The organism is bacterium SCSIO 12643, from assembly GCA_024398135.1.
In the GTDB taxonomy this organism is placed as follows: Bacteria; Bacteroidota; Bacteroidia; order Flavobacteriales_G; family Salibacteraceae; genus CAJXZP01.
This window is the reverse complement of the sequence record CP073750.1, coordinates 3,259,848-3,279,607: the sequence shown is the minus strand read 5'-3', so window position 1 is coordinate 3,279,607 and position 19,760 is coordinate 3,259,848. Positions and strand designations below refer to the sequence as shown.

Annotated in this window: 19 protein-coding genes and 1 tRNA gene; 18 read left to right on the top strand and 2 right to left on the bottom strand. The window is 36.0% G+C overall.

All coding sequences use genetic code 11. From position 1 onward, the window contains the following. Positions 1–17: 17 nt before the first annotated feature. The gene (locus KFE94_14470; protein ID UTW65845.1) at positions 18–1,808 is read right to left on the bottom strand and encodes a DNA mismatch repair protein MutS; all 1,791 of its coding nucleotides are present in this window, start codon (positions 1,806–1,808) and stop codon (positions 18–20) included. Positions 1,809–1,977: 169 nt separating this feature from the next. Between KFE94_14470 and KFE94_14465 the strand changes: the two genes are divergently transcribed. From KFE94_14465 to KFE94_14450, 4 genes are all read left to right on the top strand, one after another. Next, positions 1,978–4,032: an HDIG domain-containing protein gene (locus tag KFE94_14465; GenBank protein ID UTW65844.1), complete on the top strand. Its 2,055-nt coding sequence runs from the start codon at positions 1,978–1,980 to the stop codon at positions 4,030–4,032. 125 nt (positions 4,033–4,157) lie between these two features. Then, a tRNA-Ser gene (locus tag KFE94_14460) sits at positions 4,158–4,244 on the top strand. A gap of 440 nt (positions 4,245–4,684) precedes the next feature. Further along, a complete protein-coding gene (locus tag KFE94_14455) occupies positions 4,685–5,179 on the top strand; it encodes a hypothetical protein (GenBank protein UTW68315.1) in 495 nt (164 codons plus the stop codon). A gap of 197 nt (positions 5,180–5,376) precedes the next feature. Next, positions 5,377–6,762 carry a hypothetical protein gene (locus KFE94_14450; GenBank protein ID UTW65843.1) on the top strand — a complete coding sequence of 462 codons (1,386 nt, stop codon included), beginning with the start codon at positions 5,377–5,379 and terminating at the stop codon, positions 6,760–6,762. 235 nt (positions 6,763–6,997) lie between these two features. Here the strand turns inward: KFE94_14450 and KFE94_14445 are convergent, their stop codons facing one another. Then, complete coding sequence (locus KFE94_14445) at positions 6,998–7,216, bottom strand: hypothetical protein (protein ID UTW65842.1); 219 nt, start codon at positions 7,214–7,216, stop codon at positions 6,998–7,000. A gap of 168 nt (positions 7,217–7,384) precedes the next feature. On the opposite strand from KFE94_14445, the gene KFE94_14440 reads away from it, so the two are divergent. The 14 genes from KFE94_14440 to KFE94_14375 all read left to right on the top strand — a co-directional run bounded on the left by KFE94_14440 (position 7,385) and on the right by KFE94_14375 (position 19,751). Further along, a complete protein-coding gene (locus KFE94_14440; protein ID UTW65841.1) occupies positions 7,385–7,594 on the top strand; it encodes a helix-turn-helix transcriptional regulator in 210 nt (69 codons plus the stop codon). Between the two features lie 30 nt (positions 7,595–7,624). Beyond that, positions 7,625–9,226 (top strand): type I restriction-modification system subunit M, encoded by a 1,602-nt coding sequence (locus KFE94_14435; protein UTW68287.1) that lies wholly within the window; start codon positions 7,625–7,627, stop codon positions 9,224–9,226. After that, positions 9,219–10,427 carry a restriction endonuclease subunit S gene (locus KFE94_14430; GenBank protein ID UTW65840.1) on the top strand — a complete coding sequence of 403 codons (1,209 nt, stop codon included), beginning with the start codon at positions 9,219–9,221 and terminating at the stop codon, positions 10,425–10,427. The genes KFE94_14435 and KFE94_14430 overlap by 8 nt, the downstream gene beginning before the upstream one ends. 3 nt (positions 10,428–10,430) lie before the next feature. Then, on the top strand, positions 10,431–11,078 hold the full coding sequence (locus tag KFE94_14425; GenBank protein ID UTW65839.1) for an abortive infection family protein: 648 nt from the start codon (positions 10,431–10,433) through the stop codon (positions 11,076–11,078). Next, positions 11,071–13,974 carry a type I restriction endonuclease subunit R gene (locus KFE94_14420; protein UTW65838.1) on the top strand — a complete coding sequence of 968 codons (2,904 nt, stop codon included), beginning with the start codon at positions 11,071–11,073 and terminating at the stop codon, positions 13,972–13,974. Before KFE94_14425 ends, KFE94_14420 begins: the two co-directional genes overlap by 8 nt. A gap of 43 nt (positions 13,975–14,017) precedes the next feature. Beyond that, positions 14,018–14,851, top strand: coding sequence for a tetratricopeptide repeat protein (locus tag KFE94_14415; GenBank protein ID UTW65837.1), 834 nt, complete (start codon positions 14,018–14,020; stop codon positions 14,849–14,851). A 27-nt stretch (positions 14,852–14,878) separates the two neighbouring features. Continuing rightward, a complete protein-coding gene (locus KFE94_14410) occupies positions 14,879–15,508 on the top strand; it encodes a hypothetical protein (protein ID UTW65836.1) in 630 nt (209 codons plus the stop codon). Between the two features lie 41 nt (positions 15,509–15,549). Further along, on the top strand, positions 15,550–16,443 hold the full coding sequence (locus KFE94_14405) for an ADP-ribosylglycohydrolase family protein (protein ID UTW65835.1): 894 nt from the start codon (positions 15,550–15,552) through the stop codon (positions 16,441–16,443). 37 nt (positions 16,444–16,480) lie between these two features. Next, entirely contained in the window at positions 16,481–16,867 is a 387-nt protein-coding gene (locus tag KFE94_14400; protein UTW68286.1) for a lactoylglutathione lyase, read from the top strand. After that, positions 16,867–17,394, top strand: coding sequence for a hypothetical protein (locus KFE94_14395; protein ID UTW65834.1), 528 nt, complete (start codon positions 16,867–16,869; stop codon positions 17,392–17,394). Before KFE94_14400 ends, KFE94_14395 begins: the two co-directional genes overlap by 1 nt. Positions 17,395–17,453: 59 nt before the next feature. After that, entirely contained in the window at positions 17,454–17,849 is a 396-nt protein-coding gene (locus KFE94_14390; protein ID UTW65833.1) for a hypothetical protein, read from the top strand. A 5-nt stretch (positions 17,850–17,854) separates the two neighbouring features. Continuing rightward, complete coding sequence (locus KFE94_14385) at positions 17,855–18,232, top strand: hypothetical protein (GenBank protein ID UTW65832.1); 378 nt, start codon at positions 17,855–17,857, stop codon at positions 18,230–18,232. Between the two features lie 73 nt (positions 18,233–18,305). Then, a complete protein-coding gene (locus KFE94_14380; protein UTW65831.1) occupies positions 18,306–19,037 on the top strand; it encodes a carboxypeptidase regulatory-like domain-containing protein in 732 nt (243 codons plus the stop codon). 51 nt (positions 19,038–19,088) lie between these two features. Beyond that, on the top strand, positions 19,089–19,751 hold the full coding sequence (locus tag KFE94_14375; GenBank protein ID UTW65830.1) for a pyridoxamine 5'-phosphate oxidase family protein: 663 nt from the start codon (positions 19,089–19,091) through the stop codon (positions 19,749–19,751). Positions 19,752–19,760: the final 9 nt, after the last annotated feature.

Genomic DNA, 19,760 nt, shown 5'->3' with positions numbered 1-19,760 from the left:
TATTCTTAACGTCTAGATCAATAATGATCTACGATTCCCATCTTTTTCAATAGAAACGAAGCGTTCATGTTTTGACACACTCCGGTTCTCAATTTATAATCAAATTGCAATTCGTCTTTTACAAACTGCACTTCAAATGCTTTATTCTGAATTCTTTCAGGATATTGATCTGCCAATTTACACAAACTTAAATCGTGCGTGGCAATTATCCCCATCATATTGTATCCGATGATTTTTTCTACAAAAGCATAAGATCCTCGCGCTTTATCTTCTGAATTGGTTCCCTTGAGAATTTCATCCAAAATCACGAATCGCTTTTCGCCTTCTTTTAACATATCGGAGATACGTGCCAGGCGGCTCAATTCCGCATAGAAAAATGAGGTATGCGAAGCCAAAGAATCCTCCGTTCGCATACTTGAAAATACTTTCATGGGACTAAATATAAATGCTTTTGCAGCCACTGGCATCCCAATCATGCCCAACACCAAATTCATTCCAACTGTTCTCAAGAAAGTACTTTTCCCGGCCATATTTGCCCCGGTCACAATATGAATGGTTCCCCTACCGGAAATTGCATAATCATTCCCAACTCTTTCTTCCTTTTTTAACATGGGGTGAAATAATTCCTGCCCATTCAATTCAAACTCTTCGTCTGAAACCTCGGGATAAATCAATTCCCCATCATTAAAAGATCGATTGGACATCGAAATCATCGCGTCAAATTGTGCAATTACATTTAACCATTCTTCCAACTCCAATGCATTGTTTGATTTCCATTGATGCATCCGCTCCATGAGATTCAAATCCCAGAGTAAAAAGATGTTCAATACAATTCCCACCAAAATATTATTGCGCTGTTCAAACATATCCAACAGCTTTCGTAGCGCTTTGATTTTTTTAGAAGCCGGAAGCTCATGGGTATTTAATTCTGCTTTCCAGCTTTGAAGTAATTCTGTTTGAAAAGTTTCTTCCTCAATTTTTTCGGTCAATTTGGATAACACTTCCAATTTCCCCACCATATTAGAGAGCTGGTGATACACTTCATTAATGGCTTTCAACTTACTCCCCACAAAAGCAATGGGTACCCAAATCCACCAGGTAAATGGAGTCCATGACATTACTTCAAATAATGCCAATAAAAACAACGCTATAGTCAAAATTGGTAAAGCAATTAATACCAAACGATATACTGTACTTCCTCCAATCTTATTTTTTTGGAGGTACCAATTCTTCATTTTTTCCTGATCTTTTTCATTCAGTTGATGCATCATCCCCGAAGCCAAAAAATCCTGCCGCCATTCCAATTTAGCCGCCAATTCCCGAATCGCATCTTGTCTTTGTAGAATTGCTTCTTTATTCAATACCGGTTCTTGTAACCATTGCGCCAATTGATTTCGCCCAAAAACACTTACGGTACGATTGAGATATTGAAAAAAAGAATGCGGTCCAAAAACATCAAAATCATTAGTGTATTCATGCGTAGGTTGAATGTATTCACGTCCATCCGAATTAAAGTCAAACTGATCTTGTACTGCGGAGATTTCGTTTTGATTTAATTGCAATTTGGCTTCCAGAAAAATAATCTGCTGTCCGATGCGGTTACTCCATACAACCAGATTCAAAAACAATATGCCGCCCAAACCTACACTTCCAAATACCCACAATGGATTACCCCAGAACTGGTATACCCCAAAAATGATGAGTACAAATGCACTTAACCTTAATACCGAGATCCATCTGGATTTCGTTTTAATTTGTTTTAACTCAGTATTGAACTGATCCACACGTGATTGATAATCACACCCCATGTACTAATTTTAGTGCGCAAAATAAGCCAAATCAAACGTGTGGTAAATTGAAAACAGGCAGATTTTACCAACAAAAACGATCAAAAATGCCACGTGAATAACAAAATGTAAAAAGCGCTTTTTTGTTACGTGCTTCTGCTTAATTTCGTTTACTGATTGAATCAAAAAAATGCTTGGAATAAATTCTACTTTACGACACAATTACAGCAAGATTTACCGAATCGTTATTGTTGGGATCATCATTGGATTGATGGTCTATATTTCTCCAAGTACCTCCAAGTTTCAATACGAATTTGAACAAGGTTATCCATGGGTACATCAACCTTTATATGCCCCATTTTCTTTTGCGATTAACAAAACCGATCAGCAAATTCAAACGGAACGTCAGGAAGTTTTATCGAATAGTTATTTGTATTTCAATCTGGACAAAACGGTTGGAGACAGTATGGTTTCAGCCTTTAAAAATAAAGCGACCGAACTGATCCAAAATGATACCGTTCGACTCATTCAAAATCCGGAAGTATTTGAGCAAACCGGAATTCAACTCATCTCCCAATTGTATCAAATCGGGATTATTGCCAATGAAGATAGTCTGCTCAACAAACCACCAGACTTTATTATCAAAACCATTGACAACCATTCTGAAACCGAATTTGAAATTCAAAATTTCCTAACTTTAAATCAGGCTTTTGATTCAGTAAAAGCATGGACCAGCGAAGTCGATAATGGTAAATTACTTCAAATCTCTGTATTTGAAAACATCCGCCCCAATATCACTTTTGATCCATCACTGACCCGTGAAATCTTAGATCAAAAACTAGCCGCATTGACCACCGTGTATGGGAAAGTCAATGAGGGTGAAGAGATTGTAGCTAAGGGAGAAATCATCACTCCTGAGATTTTCCAAAAATTGACTTCGCTACAAGAGAACTACGAGAAACAAGTCGGTACCAATATGTCACAATGGTATGTATATGGTGGTACGTTTATATTCATCACATTAGGTACTTTCTTATTGATCTTAATACTTAAGATATTTAGTCCTTTCACCTATTCTGAGACGAATGCTTTTACCTTGATTCTGATCTTATTTTTCCTCAACTTCTTTATGGCCAACATTCCGCGTATCTTCCCGGATATCAACATGTACATGTTGCCGTTTGCGCTCTTTGCAGTTATTCTACAATCATTCTTTAGAAGTTTGTTAGCCGTGATCGTATTTATGATCATGATGATGATTGCCGGATTGTATGCGCCTAATGGGGTAGAATTTATTTGGATTGAAGCTCCATCAGGTTTGTTAGCCATTTTACTGCTTAAAAACCTACGTAAAAGATCGCAAATCATGGGCGTTTTGCTGGTGGTTTTCATTACCTCATCACTCCTCTACTTTGCATCCAGTATTATTAAAGAGGGTCACCTTAGTAATGTGGACATTACCAACTTTGGCTGGTTTGCAGCCAGTGCTCTATTAACTGTATTGGCTATTCCAACGGTGTATTTAATTGAGCGCATTTTCGGATTGATTAGTGAAATGGCATTATTGGAATTGGCAGATACCAACAATACTTTGTTACGTCAATTGGCCGAGAAAGCCCCTGGTACCTTCCAGCATTCTATGCAAGTGGCAAATCTGGCCGAAGAATGTGCCTTAGAAATTGGTGGAGATGCTTTATTGATTAGAACCGGAGCTTTATATCATGACATAGGTAAAATGAAGAATCCGAGTTTCTTTATTGAAAACCAATCTGGAGGACACAATCCTCATAACGATCTATCCGAAACCGAAAGTGCACAGATTATTATCAACCATGTATTGGATGGTATTGAAATGGCCAAAAAACATAAACTCCCTGAAAAGATCATTGATTTTATCCGTACCCATCATGGGACTACCGTTACGCGTTATTTCTATTTCAATGCAAAGAAAAAAGATGCGGATATCGATATGGGTTTATTCCAATATCCTGGTCCACTTCCTTTCTCCAAAGAAACGGCTATATTGATGTTGTGCGATGGTGTGGAAGCAGCAGCAAGAAGTTTACCGGAATACTCAGCCGAATCCATCAACAAACTTATTGATGGCATTTTTGAGACCATTTTAGAGTCTAATCAACTCGATTATGCCCCGATTACACTACAAAATATCACCGCATTGAAAAAATTGTTGCAAAAAAAGATCATGAACATTTATCATGTACGTGTAGCATATCCAAGTGCGTAACAACACTTTATCATTTCTTGACTTTAAATTCACATTCAAACAACAGATCATTCTGAAAAAAACTGTGAGAATTTAAAAAATATCGCTTGGGTACATCAAATCTATTTATAAATTTGCCGACCGTTGGAGAGTTGGCTGAGTGGCTGAAAGCGGCACCCTGCTAAGGTGTTATACTCGTAAGGGTATCGAGGGTTCGAATCCCTCACTCTCCGCATCAAAAAGGTCTTCGTTAGAAGGCCTTTTTTTATGCCTTATTTTTCGAGTCTGAGCAACGCTCAAGGGAGAAAATATAAGGCATAAAAAAAAGGAGTGTAACGACATTTTTGATGTGTCATTAAACCCCAAAAAGGGATCACGAAGTAATCCTTTTCAAGTTTGGAGTGGAAAGTTGCGAAGAACCAATATTCAACCTCATAATCTGATTAATAAATAATATAGAAAGCGAGCGTAGCTAGGCTTTCCATCAAACTATCCATTCGCCTACTTCGACTCCGCTCAGTAAACGGCTCATTATATTATCGAAATACGAAACTAGGAAGCACCCTCATTACTCAACCCTCAATACTCACTACTCATTACTCTCTACTCCTTACTCTATCTCCCAACAAATTATTAAATTCGGAACACCACAAAATATAAAACACAACACACCATGGATATCGGATCAAAAATCGGACTACTCACTAAACTAATTGTTCTTGTTATACTCATTTGGGGACTCTCTACCATCCTGATCATTTTCGGATTAGACAACTGGTCAGACCGTGGAACTTTTGGTGATTTATTTGGGGCGGTGAATGCCTTATTCTCCGGGTTAGCTTTTGCCGGATTAATCTATACAATCGTATTGCAAAAAAATGATTTAGAATTTCAGAAAAATGAAATTGCACTCAATCGTACGGAACTTAAAAAGACTGCTAAAGCCCAAAAGAATTCTGAAAAAGCGTTGATTGAACAAGTAGAACAAATGAAAATTGCCTCCCGTTTAAATGCATTAAAAACCTTGATCGACTATTACAATATCCAAATCTCCAGTCCGCATAACACTCCGGAAATTATCGCCAAAGCCAAACAAAAACGAAAAGAAACCATTCAGGAAATTGATATATTGATTGATCGCATTGGAGACGATGATGAGTTTGATTAGATTTAACTCATCAAAAAGGTTACTTCGACTCCGCTCAGCAACCATTTTATACTTCAATAATCTTAGCATATAGGACACTGTGCGACTTCTATCGAGTTTGCTGAATTGTATATCGAACCCTGAGCGGAGTCGAAGGGTGTCGAAGTAAGTCGAAGTCCCCTCATTACTCATTACCCATTTAACATTAAATTTGACACATGTCTTCATTCCTTCATAGAATTCTGGGTTCTCCTATAAAAACATTGGCAGCATTGATGATTCTCTGGGGAAGTCTTATCCTGACTGTAGCCATTATGTGGACCGAAGGGAATATTCCTTTGATTGCAGGAACACTATTGGGTGGGATCACTTTATATATAGTTGATTTTTTTATCGCGCGAAAAAGACATGCTCCAACGCAATATTGGACGGGACAGATCAGTATCGTTTTTTTAGTACTAATGATTTATGGACTAAGCTACCTCAGATATCAAGGGGAAACCACCATCATTTTTCCTGAAGGTACCCAACAAGAAGCCATCATCGTATTTGGAATCAAAGATGCACCACCCCTACCGATGTCTATTCTTTGGAAAAAGAAATTCGTCATGCCCGAAAGTGGTTTTCTGGTTACGTCCACCTTAATTGAAGATCTGCCGGGATATAGAATCCATACCTTGGACCCACAAGGGAATGATTTGCGACTGGATAAACAATTCTTTCATGAGACTTGTACCAACAACAAAAACCTGTTGACCGCTTATTACTTTACCCCTCAAAGATATTATCCTTATATCCCGTTTAATGGCACCGAAGTTCAAAAGGCCTATCAAAAAGTATATGAAGACCTTTGTGCTGATCGTATTCAATCGCATTATATAGATACACGCACCATTTATCAAATGCCCAGATCCACCTTAATGGATTCTATTTTAAGAGATCAACCCAAAACCATTTCTATAGATAGTTTCTATCTCGATCAAGATGAGATCAATTCCAATGCATATACGGAGTATATTCCAAATGATCAATTTCGCAGGACGCTGAGCGGAGCCGAAGTGACCGGATTGCTTCACGCATCCAAAAACATGACTGATGAAGATTTCAAGGAATACCTCACCAAAGAACTGCAACCTATCCGCGATAATTTTAAACGGATCAACTCCATTGAAAAATGGGATCGTATTGATACGATCGAAATATGGGAATCTACCGAAGGCGGGCATGCTAATTTTTTCTACCTAAATGGAACTCTAGAAAAAGTATTGGTACGTCATTTTGGAGAAACCCGTCAAGATTTAACCGAGTATTATTTACTGGATGGTCAACTTTCATTTGCTTTCGAAAAAGAAATCATCTACAACCGTCCGCTCTTTTATGATTCTGCATCTATGATTGAAAACCATGACGATCAAGTTTTTGATTTCGATAAATCGGATATTCACGAACACCGGAATTATTTCATCAACGGCCAACTCGTTCGCCAGCTCTATAACCAGGACTGTGGCGCTCCTTTTGCTCAAGAATACCTCAAAGCCGAACAAGAAAGAATATTAAAAGAGTTTAAAAAAGTGACACTTCGACTCCGCTCAGTGTCCGAGTAAACTAATCCAAACTTGCAGAGTAACCCGTGCGAGGCCCAAGCGTTCAATAAACTATTTATAAGGTTACTTCGACTCCGCTCAGCAACCTTTTTCATACTTCAATGATCTTCTTACTGAGAACACTGAGCGACCAGCACTGCGCTTGTTGAATTGTATACCGAACCCTGAGCACGGTGCCCTGAGCGGAGTCGAAGGGAGCCGAAGAGGGACACTGAGCGGAGTCGAAGTGCCCTCATCACTCATTACTCTCCCGCTCATCTTTCTTCCTTCTCTCCATCTTGGGATACAACTGCTTTTTAAAATCTGAGATTTCATCTCTCAATTTCTTATTGGCACTTTTTACCAGTTCGTTTTGATGTTTCATGATACTGATTAAATCATGGATGGCATTTAAATTTTCAAACTGCATGTTCACTACCTCCTCTAAATGCGCTTTGGTGTATCTGCGACTCATAATGATATTTTTAAATATTCAAAAAAAACTTTAATTGGTTCAATTTATGCTTTAAAAGCAAAACAAAGATATTTAAAACATTCAATTGAACACTATAAAGCATATAATAATGCTAAAAACATCTCAAAAGAAGTCGCTACATTTGACTTTGAACAATAAAAATTTATCATGGATAAAGAAGTTTATAACAGGATAAAAGCAGTTTTAGCGGAACAAGGGAAAACAAATAATTGGCTTGCTGACCAACTGGAAATGAACAGAACAACTGTTTCCAAATGGTGTAGAAATGAAATGCAACCAAGGGTTGAAACCCTATTTCACATAGCCAAAGTGTTAGACATAGACGTAAGAGAATTACTAGTATCAACAAGAAATTAGTATTTGGAATTAGTAAAAAGAAAACAAATAATGTCTGAAGACCATAAGAAAATATTGAAACAGCAACTTTGGAATATTGCTGATACGTTAAGAGGTAAAATGAATGCGGATGAATTCCGTGATTACATATTAGGATTCATTTTCTACAAGTATCTGAGTGAAAAGATGGAAATTTTCGCCAACGAAATCTTGAAACAAGACAAAATAAAATTTCGACAGATAAACCCTTCAATGCCTGACTTTGATGAATATTTGAAAGCCATCAAAGAAGAAGCATTAGAACAGCTAGGTTACTTCTTAAAACCTGAAGAATTGTTTTCTGAAGTAGCTGTAAGAGGTAAAGGAGAAAACAATGAAGACGATCATTTTGATGAAGAAAAAACAGGCTTCATATTAGAAGATGTTCAAAAAATATTACTCAATATTCAATTGAGTACTATGGGTACTGATAGTGAAGAAGATTTTGACAATCTCTTTGAGGACATGGACTTAAACAGTACCAAACTAGGCAAAACTCCTGAAGCTCGAAATACCATTATTGCCAAAGTTTTAACTCATCTTGATAAAATTGATTTCAAATTAGAACATACTGAACTAGATGTACTAGGAGATGCCTATGAGTATTTGATTGGACAATTTGCAAGTAATGCTGGTAAAAAGGCAGGTGAATTTTATACACCACAGGAAGTTTCTATGATTTTGGCAAAGATTGTAACAACAGGTAAACAGAAACTTAAATCTGTGTATGATCCAACTTGTGGCTCGGGATCATTACTCCTTCGTGTGGCAAAAGAAGTAGATGATGTAGGAGATTTTTACGGACAAGAAATGAACCGTACCACATATAACTTAGCACGAATGAATATGATTTTGCACGGTGTGCATTATCGTGAGTTTGACATTAAACAAGAAGACACCTTGGAGAGACCACAGCATATTGACATGGAATTTGAAGCCATTGTAGCTAATCCTCCATTCTCTGCAAAATGGAGTGCTAACCCATTGTTTACGAGTGATGATCGTTTTAGCCAATATGGCAAACTAGCTCCAAGTAGTAAAGCAGATTTCGCCTTTGTTCAACACATGATTCATCATTTGGCTGAGAATGGGACTATGGCAATTGTACTTCCTCATGGTGTCTTATTTAGAGGAGGAGCTGAACAACACATTCGAACCTACCTAATAGAAAACAAAAATTACTTAGATGCTGTAATCGGTTTACCAGGCAACATTTTTTATGGCACAGGTATTCCAACGTGTGTTTTGGTGTTCAAAAAATGTAGAGAAAATCCAGATGACATCCTGTTCATTGATGCAAGCAATGAGTTTGAAAAAGGTAAAGGGCAGAATGTATTAAAGGAGGAACATATCAATAAAATTGTTGATGCCTTCCAAAGTAGAAAGGAGCAAGACAAATTTAGCATCAAAGCTTCTCTAAAAGAAGTTGAAAAGAATCAGTACAATTTGAACATACCTCGTTACGTAGATACTTATGAAGAAGAAATCGATATTAATATTGATGAAGTTGCGGAACTGATTGTCAAAGAGGAAGAATTAATGATTAATCTAGATCAAAAAATTGAAGAATTCTGTGTAGAACTGAAAATAGCAACACCATTCAAGCATGAGTAAAAATGAACACATAGCTCCAGCCATTAGGTTTGAATTCTCCGACAATTATAAAAAGTATCAGTTATCAAAATTAATGTCCAGAGTTTCTGAAAATAATAGAGACGAAGAATTTAGTATTGATGATATTTTGTCTCTTTCAACTCGTTATGGAATTGTAGATAGAAAAGAACTACTAGATGACACTTATGATAAAGTAAATCATAAAAACTATATTAAGACAAGACTCAATGATTTTGTTTTTGGAAAAAGTATCAGTTCTAATTTTCCATATGGAGTTTTTAAGGCAAATAAAGTAAGGGATGGATTGCTCTCAACTCTCTATTTTACTTTCAAGGTATCAAACAAGGTTCTTCCCTCATATCTAGATTGCTATTTCAGTCATCAAAATCGAGCAAACAACTTTTTAAAGAAATACGTATTAGTAGGCGACCGATACATAACAGTTGACCCAGATGACCTTTTAAAAGGTAAAATCTATATTCCATCTAGCTCAAAAGAACAACAAAAAATCACATCATTCTTTTCTGTTATTGATTGCAAAATCAATTCCCTTTCGAATAAAAAAGAGCTACTGGAAGAATACAAAAGAGGAGTTGCTCAAAAATTGTTTTCTCAAAAAATTAGATTCAAAAATGATAAAGGAAAAGAATTTCCAAAATGGAATTATAAAAATGGGAATAAGGTCTTTAAAAGCATATCTGACAAGGATCACAACTCAGACTTACCAATTCTTGCAATAACTCAAGAACATGGAGCCATTCCTAGAGAGTTAATCAATTATAAAATTTCAGTATCCGAGAAAAGTGTTAGTACTTATAAAGTTGTTCAAAAAGGTGATTTCATTATTAGTTTGAGATCCTTTCAAGGAGGAATAGAGTATTCTAACTACAAAGGCATATGTAGTCCAGCGTACATTGTTTTGAGACCTTTTGTCGATATTGATGATCAATTCTACAAACATTATCTAAAAACTGAAAGCTACGTAAAAGAATTAAACAGGAAACTTGAAGGCATAAGGGATGGTAAGATGGTTAGCTACAAGTATTTCTCAGAAATTCTACTTCCCTTTCCCCACAAAGATGAACAAATAAAAATTGCCAACTTCCTTTCAACTATTGATAAAAAGATAGGAGCTGTAGATAAGCAGCTGCAGGAAACAGTAGAATGGAAAAAAGGATTACTCCAAAAAATGTTTTGCTAAAATATGAAATTAACAAAGGACATATTAAAACGACTGGAGCCTCATTTTCTCAATATTGATTACTACTACACCATTATTGAAAAAATAGAAGAAAACGTTGAATCTAATCCTGACATCTCGATAGAGAGCTGTAAATCCCTTATGGAAGGACTTGGAAAGTTTATAATCCTAAACATTGATCAAAGTTTGAATTTCAATATTGTTGACAATTTTAAGTACAAAAGAGCCATTTCGAAAGCTGTAGAACTGTTGGAAAAAGAAGATATTGAATTTGAATCTGATTTTTCCAAAAGTTTAATTAAATCCTTAGAACAACTTGGTAATATAAGAAATGATAGAGGAGACATTTCTCATGGAAGATTAACACCGAAGCCTATTCAAAGTTCTCCACATTTTTCTTCCTTTATCATGACTTTGAGTGATTCTTTTGCTTCATATCTATTAAACAGTTTTTCCAAAATCCCAATTACCAAGGAACTAGAATATGAAGATAATCCAGAATTTAACGAGGATTTAGATATGAAATTCCCATTGGAGGAATATCTAAGCTATAGCAAAGCACTTTTTAATCAAGATTTTGTGGCCTACGAGTTAAAGCTTCAAGAATTCATTGATGAAAGAGAATCAATAGAAACCGAAACAGATGAGTAAACAGTCGGAACAAATACTAGAAGAAAAGTTAATAACTCAGTTACAAAAATTGGGTTACGAATATGCTATAATTAATAGTGAAAAAGATTTGCTCATCAATTTAAAGTCACAATTAGAAAAGCACAACAGTATAACTTTCTCACAATCTGAGTTTGAAAAAGTACTTAATATCTTAAGTAAAGGAACTGTATTTGAGAAAAGTAAAATTCTTAGAGAAAAACAACACATTGTTAGAGACAATGGAGATAACCTTTACTTTGAATTTCTAAACACAGAATATTGGTGTCGAAATCAATATCAGGTCACAAATCAAATTACCCAAGAAGGTAAATACAAAAACCGTTATGATGTAACACTTTTGATTAATGGTTTGCCTTTGGTTCAAATAGAGCTCAAACGGAGTGGTTTAGAGCTCAAAGAAGCATTCAATCAAATTAATCGTTATCAAAGACATTCTTTTGGTTCTGGTAATGCCTTATTTCAATATGTTCAACTATTTATTGTTAGTAACGGTAGAAATACTAAATATTACGCTAACAACAGAAGTCAAAGTTTCAAACAAACCTTCTTTTGGACGGATAGGGAAAACCAAAGAGAAACAAATATACTTAATGGATTTACCGATTCGTTCTTAGAAAAATGCCATCTCAGTAAAATGATATGTAAATACATTGTACTGAATGAGGCACAAAAAATCCCTATGGTTTTGCGTCCGTACCAATATTATGCAGTAGAAGCTATTATTGATCGCGTAAAGAACTCCACCAAAAACGGATATATCTGGCATACCACAGGTTCAGGAAAAACCCTAACCAGTTTTAAAGCAAGTCAGGTAATTATGAAACTTCCAGAAGTTCATAAAGTGGTGTTTGTAGTGGATAGAAAAGATTTAGATTATCAAACTACTAAAGAATTTAATAGCTTTAGTGAAGGTTGCATTGACGGAACAGATAATACTAAAAACCTAGTTCAACAATTCACTGGAACTTATAAAGACAAAAAAGGTGTATCTAAAAATTCCAAGCTGATTGTTACCACCATTCAAAAACTAAATACAGCTATCACCAAATTAAAGTATGAGGCGAAAATGGCTGACTTGAAAGACAAAAGAATTGTTTTCATTTTTGATGAATGCCATAGAAGCCAATTTGGTGATACGCACAAGCGCATAAAGGAATTCTTTAGCAACAATCAGATGTTTGGTTTTACAGGAACACCAATATTAAAAGAAAATGCGAACAAAAGTGAAGCTATAGCCAGAACAACTAAAGACCTGTTTGATGAATGTTTGCATAAGTATGTAATTACTGATGCGATTAAAGATGAAAACGTTTTAAAATTCTCAGTTGAATATGTTGGCAGATATAAAAAGAAAGATTCTGTAACAGAAATAGACATTGAAGTTGAAGACATTGACACTAAAGAATTGATGGAAGATGAAAAACGGTTGGAAAAAATAACCAATTATATCATTGCTAATCACAATCGTAAAACACACAATAAAGAGTTTACAGCTATGTTTTGTGTTAATAGTGTCCCTACTCTAATTAAGTACTATGACATACTTAAAAGAAAAAAAGAGGCAGGTGAACATAATTTAAAAATTGCGACCATTTTCAGCTATGGAGCTAATGAATCTGACAAAGATGCAAACGGGTTTATCAACTTTGAACAAGACTTTGACAGTTTCGATTTTAATGTCGTAGCAGAAGACAGTGCGCAATATCAAAAAAGCAAACATACCCGAGAAAAGCTAGACGAATACATTGAAGATTACAATCAACTCTTCGGTGTAAAATATAGTACTAAGGATAGTCAAGATTTTTACAACTATTACAATGATATTTCCAAAAAAGTAAAAGAGCGTAAAATTGACATCTTATTAGTCGTTAATATGTTCCTTACTGGTTTTGACAGTAAAACATTGAACACACTTTACGTAGATAAGAATCTTCAATACCACGGCCTCATACAAGCTTATTCAAGAACAAATAGAATCTTGAATGAACAAAAATCACAAGGAAATATCGTAGCATTTAGAAATCTAAAAAATAGAACAGATGAAGCAATTACTCTCTTTAGCAATAAAGAAGCTATTGAAGTAATTGTAATGCAACCTTATGAAGAATACGCGTCTAAATTTGATGAAGCTTTTGAACAATTAAAAAATTATGCTCCTACAGTTGACAGTGTAAATGATTTAGTAACTGAAGAAGACGAATTAAATTTTATTAAGGCATTTCGTGATTTGATGCGCATTAAAAATATTCTTTCAGCTTTTTCTGACTTTAACTGGGAAAGCTTACAAATGTCAGAACAAGAATTTGAAGATTATAAAAGCAAATACCTCGATTTATACGACAAAGTAAAAAGTAATAACCAAAAAGAAAAAGTCTCTATCTTAGAAGATGTTGATTTTGAATTAGAGTTGATTCACCGTGATGAAATTAATGTCACTTACATTATCCAACTTTTAATTAAACTCAAAGCTGACACACAAAAAGATACAAGCAAAGCAGAGAAAGAAATATTTAATTTACTTAATACCGAAACAACACTTCGAAGTAAACGTGAGTTGATAGAAAAATTTATTGAAGAAAATTTACCAGTAATAGCTGATTCTGAAGAAGTAGTACCTGAGTTTGATAAATACTGGAGTAAAGAACAACAAAAGGCATTTGACAAATTGGTAGAAGAAGAAAAGCTATCTTCCGAAAAAACCGAAAAGCTAATTGAGGACTATCTGTTTGCAGAAAAAACACCACTAAGAGATGAAGTTTTAGAACTCCTTGAAGGTGAAAAACCAAGCTTATTACAACGGAAAAAATTAGGTAATAGAATACTTAATCGAATAACCGATTTTGTAGAAACCTTTATAAATGGGATTGCCGAATAACATATAATTATCACTACAACAAAAAAGAAACATATATTTTAAAATGAAACACATATTTACCCTAGCCATGATACTTTCCGTATTTACCGTTTACGGACAGAGTAAAAAAACAAAAAAGCTTTTTGACAAAGCCTACGAGTATTCCATGAATGGAGAAAATACCAAAGCAATAGAAACATATCTCAAAGTTATAGAAATGGAGCCAGGTTATAGCTCGCCATATTTAAATATTGGGACTGATTATAAAGAAATTGGTGAATATGATTTAGCTATTAAATATTTAAACACGGCCATTCAAATCGACCCAGAAGGTTTCAAAGCATATGCAGAGTTAGGCACTGTTTATTCAAGATTAAAGCAATATGAAAAAGCAGATAAATATTTCAAACAAGCTCTTTCAAAGCATAGCGGAACAGGACTGGACACGTTATATCTAAAAATGGGAAACAACTTTATAGATTGGAACCTATTCGATAGTGCAATGTTTTATTTTGATAAAAGCCTGGAAATTCATTCAAATTTCATGGAAGCCCTAACGAATATTGCATACTTACACATCATTCAAGAAAATTATCTTGAAGCTAGGAAACATTTAGAGACTCTTGTTCAGGAATATCCAGATTTCACCAATAACTTTAATAATCTGGGGTATGTTTTATGTAAACTCAATGACCTGGATAATGCAGAGAAATATCTGCAACAATCGCTTAAAATGGACAGCAAAAATGAATGGACCTATCGCAATTTCGGTATCTTGTATCAAGCCAAAGGGGATCAAAAAAATGCTTGTAAAAATCTGGATAAAGCAATAGAACTGGGATTTATCCGTATTTGGGGTAGAGAACTCATTCAGGAACTGATGGATTATTGTAAGTAACCTGAATCTCTCCGTAAAACAAATACAATGAAATATGTAGTTACGCTATCCCTCTTCCTGGTATCGCTTACCTCTTACACCCAAAATAAAACTCCTATTTGGGCATTTCCATCTTGTGGGAATACGATTCATGGCATTGCCGTTGGATTGGCCGATATTAAAGACTCCTGTATCACGAATGTGAATGGAGTCAGGTTAGAAGCCATTGGTTTAGGTTTAGGAATAGGCTTTTTAGGGTTTCGGCCTTCCCATGACATTAATGACTCTATTATTATGAATCAACCACCTACAGGAACCATAAACGGAATCAATTTATCCTTATTTGGAACTATTAAATTTGATAATCTAAATGGACTTGCAATTGGAGGCTTTGCACAAGCTCTAAATAATGTAAACGGGGTCATGATCAGTTTGGCAGGTAATATATCTACGCGGTTCTGTGGTTTACAATTATCTATTATGGGGAATGATACTTATTCGATAAAAGGGGTCCAATTAGGTTTGGGAGGTAATTCTACATATAGTCTAAAAGGAGTCCAAATTGCACTGTTTAATAGATCTCAAAAAACAAAGGGAATCCAAATAGGCTTATGGAATGTGAACGAAAAACGTAAACTGCCTATTATCAATTGGTGTTTTAGTTCTCCTAAAGAATAGTTGTTAAAAGTACATTCATAATTTATTTAAACCACATATAAATGAACATAGCCAACCAATTTAAAGGATGCATCATTGCCGGAGCCATTGGCGATGCGATGGGAAGTGGCTATGAAAATGTAGTGCAAAATGAGGATCATGCCTTTTATCCATTCGGTAAACCTGAACCCCAAGAACCCATATGGCAAATTACCGATGATACTCAATTAACTCTTGCAACCATTGAGTCTATTGCAGAACTAGGACGGGCAAATCCTGATAACATTGCCAATCACTTCTTAAAACTATATCAATCCAAAAAATTAAGCGGTATTGGTGCCAGTACTTTAAAAGCATTAAGGGAGTTAGAATTTGGAGGACATTGGAGTCAAATTGGTCGCAAGGGTGAATACGCTGCCGGAAACGGTGCCGCAATGCGCGCTGCTCCATTGGCGTTTGTAGATCGTATTTCAAATTCAACCATCCGAGATATTTGTTATATCACCCATCAAAATGAAGAAGCCTATATTGGGGCGCTTTGTGTAATCATTTCTATTCGTAGCGCACTTAATGGTCAATGGATAGGAAAGGGAAACCTTATAGATATGGTGCTTCAACAAATCCCTGATACCCGAGTTAAAGACCGCTTGATTCAAATTCAACATATGGAAAATCTTCAGGAAGTTGGACATTTGGGAAATAGCGGATATGTGGTAGATTCTATTCCCTTAGCTCTAGCTGCTGCCAATAAAGTTACTGAGTTGGGCATTGAAAACATGCTTCAGCAATTAATTGATATTGGTGGCGATACAGATACCAACTGTTCAATTGCAGGTCAAATAGCAGGCGCATTAATTGGTTTTGATCAGATTCCAACTCATCTTGTAGAGCAACTCAATCAGCTTTCAGAAAGTGATTGGATTTATAATACAATGGCTAGATTCATTGAAAAATAAAATAATTGGTAAAATTGTACTTCAATTAAACATCACCATGACCGAAATAGAATTCATATTGTATGTAAAAGACCAAACGGCCAGTAGAGATTTCTATACACAGATTTTGACGTTAGAACCCCATCTAGATGTACCGGGAATGACAGAGTTTTTACTTTCAGAAAATGTAAAACTCGGCTTAATGCCCGAAACGGGAATTGCCAAAATCATATCCGGTCCACTTCCCCACCCGCAAACCGGAACCGGAATTCCCAGATGTGAATTGTATTTAAAAGTTCCCAATGCAGCAGCATATATGCAACGCGGAATTGATGCCGGAGCTACAGAAGTGAGTCCGTTACAAATACGTAATTGGGGCGATCAAGCAGGATATATGGCTGATCCGGATGGACATGTGATTGCATTTGCCGAAGCGAACTCGTAATGACTTTTCAGCAATTCTATACCACTCTGGAAAACCATCTGCCCCAGAGTACCGGGACAGAACGACAACAATGGGTCCATACCATTATTGAAAACGATTTTGATATTCTGGAACTTTCCTCTTTGATTGATCAGGAGCCTAAAATTGCTACACGTTTTCTATGGATGCTTACGGGAATCGCCATGCAACAACCTCAAAAACTCCATGCCGTATTACCCACGTTATTTGAAAAAAGCAAACACATCACCCATGTAGATATGCAAGCTTCATTTGCCAACTATTGGCGTTTTTGCGGAGTCCCACCGGAAAATGAAGCTGAAGCCATTGATCTTTTGTTTCATTGGTTGCAATCTGCCGAAACCAATGTGACCATCAAATCCAGAGCTTTGTTTGTATTATCTGATTTGGTTGACATCTATCCCGATCTCAAAAACGAATTGCGACTCGGTATTGAAGATCAACTCGACAAAAACTCCAACGACTTTAAAAAAAGGGCATTAAAGATTCTGAAAAAAATCACTTCTTGACCTCATCATAAAATACCATATCTTACGTTTTCTTTGCATCATCCTAAAAAACCTTGGTTATGAAACATGTGATACTCTTCATTTTAATCTTATTTGGAATTACAGCATTTTCCCAATCCCAACAACATATTATTGGAAAATGGAAAGTTTGTACCAATGCCGTTTTTAATCCTCATGAAACATGTGAAACAGGAAGTTATGTAACCTATCATTTCTATGAAGACGGAACCTTCACGGATGATAGAAAACTCATCCTTAATGGGAAACAACAACACTATGCCGGAACCTGGAAATATGATGGACAAACGCTGATCATTGATGTTGATGACAAAAAGAATATGAAGGCTCCTCCGGTATCTTACACCATCCAATGGCAGGATGATAATCTATTTTACTCAAAAGATCTGGAAGGTAAATCTCAGGTCATTTACACTTACTTCAAAAGGGTGCAGTAACTAGAATGAAGACATTTAAATTCATAATAGCTATTACACTTCTCATTGGATTCACAGGGTGTCAACAAAAGTTTGATGCGCAAAAATGGGCAATCACAGTAGACGGTACTTATCCCCATCGTGAGAAAATGCTGGATGATCTATTAGAGAATTACCCGTTAAAAGACAAAACGGTTCAGGAAACGGTGGAGTTACTGGGCCTACCTGATAATTATTGTGATCATAACCCTTATGAAATGACGTATCGAATTGTGCAAGATTATGGATGGAATATTGATCCGGTGTATTCCAAGTATCTGCACTTGCAATTAGATGATTCCTCAAGCCCGGTGGATTCTAATACATTAATTGTTGGTTTTAAAATAGTTGAACTCGACTACTGATTATCAGTCCAAATTCCTAACTTTGGAGAAGGTCATTAAGGCTTCATTTCCAAAATAAAAAATTCAACTTCCTATGCGTATCACAATTTCTATTTTCCTACTCGCTATTCTTGGTTTAAGCGCTTGCAAAAAAGACGATCCGGAGACACCTTCACCCACCATAAAATATGATATCATAGGTTCGGTCAATCTCTATGATGAAGGTACCGCTTCTATTTCTGACTCGGGTATGTTGGTCACCGTGGTGGGGAGTAATCCTGCGATCACCGCAATTACCGACAATGATGGAGATTTTAACCTATCTGAAGTGACCTCAGGAACGTATACACTCACTTTTGAGAAAGCCAATTATGGTACGTTCAAAAGGTTTAACGTTGATCATACCAGTAATACCCACACGATCATTACACAAAATCCTTCATTGGGGATGGAGAGTACCACCAGTGTTTCGCAACTCACCACAAATATTTCAAATGACACGGTGATATTGAACACTACACTGGTTCAAAACGCCAGTATTTCAAATCCGAAATATGTACGTGTTTTTATGGGGAAAAACAGTGATTTGAGTGCGCAAAAATATGATGCGTATTCTCCGGCATACGTCAAACAGATCAATCCGTTTACCATTAAATATTCCCGTACCGATTTAGTGGATATGGGTTTTCAAACGGGTGAAACGGTTTATGTGAATGTGGTAGGAGAATCCTTCTTTTCAAATGATTATGATGATCCAAATTTAAACTACCGTGTTTTCCCGAATATATTCTGGAAAGCCACAACAACGAGCTTTATTGTTCCTTAATATCATCAATAAAAAAGCTATCTTTTCGGCCAATAATTCAATGCGGAAAAGATGGAATACCCAAAGTCAAAAATCAACGAAGTTAAGCGTGGTGCACAGAAAGCATCATACGATCAGGAAGTGATTTTCTCAATCCTGGACGCCACCGAAATTTGTCATATTGCATTTATTTATGAGGAGAAACCCTTTGTGCAACCCATTAATTTCGGGCGCCATGGAGATAAGATCTATATCCATGGATCATATAAAAACCGGATGACTGAAGCTTTGATTCAAGCCAAAGAGGTCTGTATGAACGTGATGCTTTTAGATTCCATGAAACTCACACGTTCAGCTTTTCACCATTCGGTAAATTATCGTTCGGCTATGATTTTTGGAACCGTTAGAGAACTGACTGAAGATGACGATAAACTGGTAGGTTTAAAAAGTATCATCAATCACTTTGTTCCCAATCGTTGGGAACACTGTCGTGCACCCAATGCCGGAGAGCTCAAAGCCACACGGGTATTGGAATTCTCTATTGATACAGCTTCGGCCAAAATTGCCGCAGCACCACCCAACGACAATAAAAGAGATTATGAACTGGATTATTGGGCCGGAGAAATTCCGGTGAGAATGGAATACGGTACACCTACTCCGGATGTGCATATAAAAGAAGGTAGCGAAGTGCCGCAACACGTTTTGGATTTTATTGATTATAAAAAAACACAATAACCTTACGGT

Coding starts and splice junctions, on each gene's coding strand:
- KFE94_14470 (UTW65845.1), bottom strand. CDS start 1,808: ATGGGGTGTGATTATCAATCACGTGTGGATCAGTTCAATACTGAGTTA.
- KFE94_14425 (UTW65839.1), top strand. CDS start 10,431: ATGAAATTAACAAAGGACATATTAAAACGACTGGAGCCTCATTTTCTC.
- KFE94_14415 (UTW65837.1), top strand. CDS start 14,018: ATGAAACACATATTTACCCTAGCCATGATACTTTCCGTATTTACCGTT.
- KFE94_14435 (UTW68287.1), top strand. CDS start 7,625: ATGTCTGAAGACCATAAGAAAATATTGAAACAGCAACTTTGGAATATT.
- KFE94_14405 (UTW65835.1), top strand. CDS start 15,550: ATGAACATAGCCAACCAATTTAAAGGATGCATCATTGCCGGAGCCATT.
- KFE94_14375 (UTW65830.1), top strand. CDS start 19,089: ATGGAATACCCAAAGTCAAAAATCAACGAAGTTAAGCGTGGTGCACAG.
- KFE94_14430 (UTW65840.1), top strand. CDS start 9,219: ATGAGTAAAAATGAACACATAGCTCCAGCCATTAGGTTTGAATTCTCC.
- KFE94_14410 (UTW65836.1), top strand. CDS start 14,879: ATGAAATATGTAGTTACGCTATCCCTCTTCCTGGTATCGCTTACCTCT.
- KFE94_14395 (UTW65834.1), top strand. CDS start 16,867: ATGACTTTTCAGCAATTCTATACCACTCTGGAAAACCATCTGCCCCAG.
- KFE94_14420 (UTW65838.1), top strand. CDS start 11,071: ATGAGTAAACAGTCGGAACAAATACTAGAAGAAAAGTTAATAACTCAG.
- KFE94_14390 (UTW65833.1), top strand. CDS start 17,454: ATGAAACATGTGATACTCTTCATTTTAATCTTATTTGGAATTACAGCA.
- KFE94_14400 (UTW68286.1), top strand. CDS start 16,481: ATGACCGAAATAGAATTCATATTGTATGTAAAAGACCAAACGGCCAGT.
- KFE94_14380 (UTW65831.1), top strand. CDS start 18,306: ATGCGTATCACAATTTCTATTTTCCTACTCGCTATTCTTGGTTTAAGC.
- KFE94_14465 (UTW65844.1), top strand. CDS start 1,978: ATGCTTGGAATAAATTCTACTTTACGACACAATTACAGCAAGATTTAC.
- KFE94_14445 (UTW65842.1), bottom strand. CDS start 7,216: ATGAGTCGCAGATACACCAAAGCGCATTTAGAGGAGGTAGTGAACATG.
- KFE94_14455 (UTW68315.1), top strand. CDS start 4,685: ATGGATATCGGATCAAAAATCGGACTACTCACTAAACTAATTGTTCTT.
- KFE94_14440 (UTW65841.1), top strand. CDS start 7,385: ATGGATAAAGAAGTTTATAACAGGATAAAAGCAGTTTTAGCGGAACAA.
- KFE94_14385 (UTW65832.1), top strand. CDS start 17,855: ATGAAGACATTTAAATTCATAATAGCTATTACACTTCTCATTGGATTC.
- KFE94_14450 (UTW65843.1), top strand. CDS start 5,377: ATGTCTTCATTCCTTCATAGAATTCTGGGTTCTCCTATAAAAACATTG.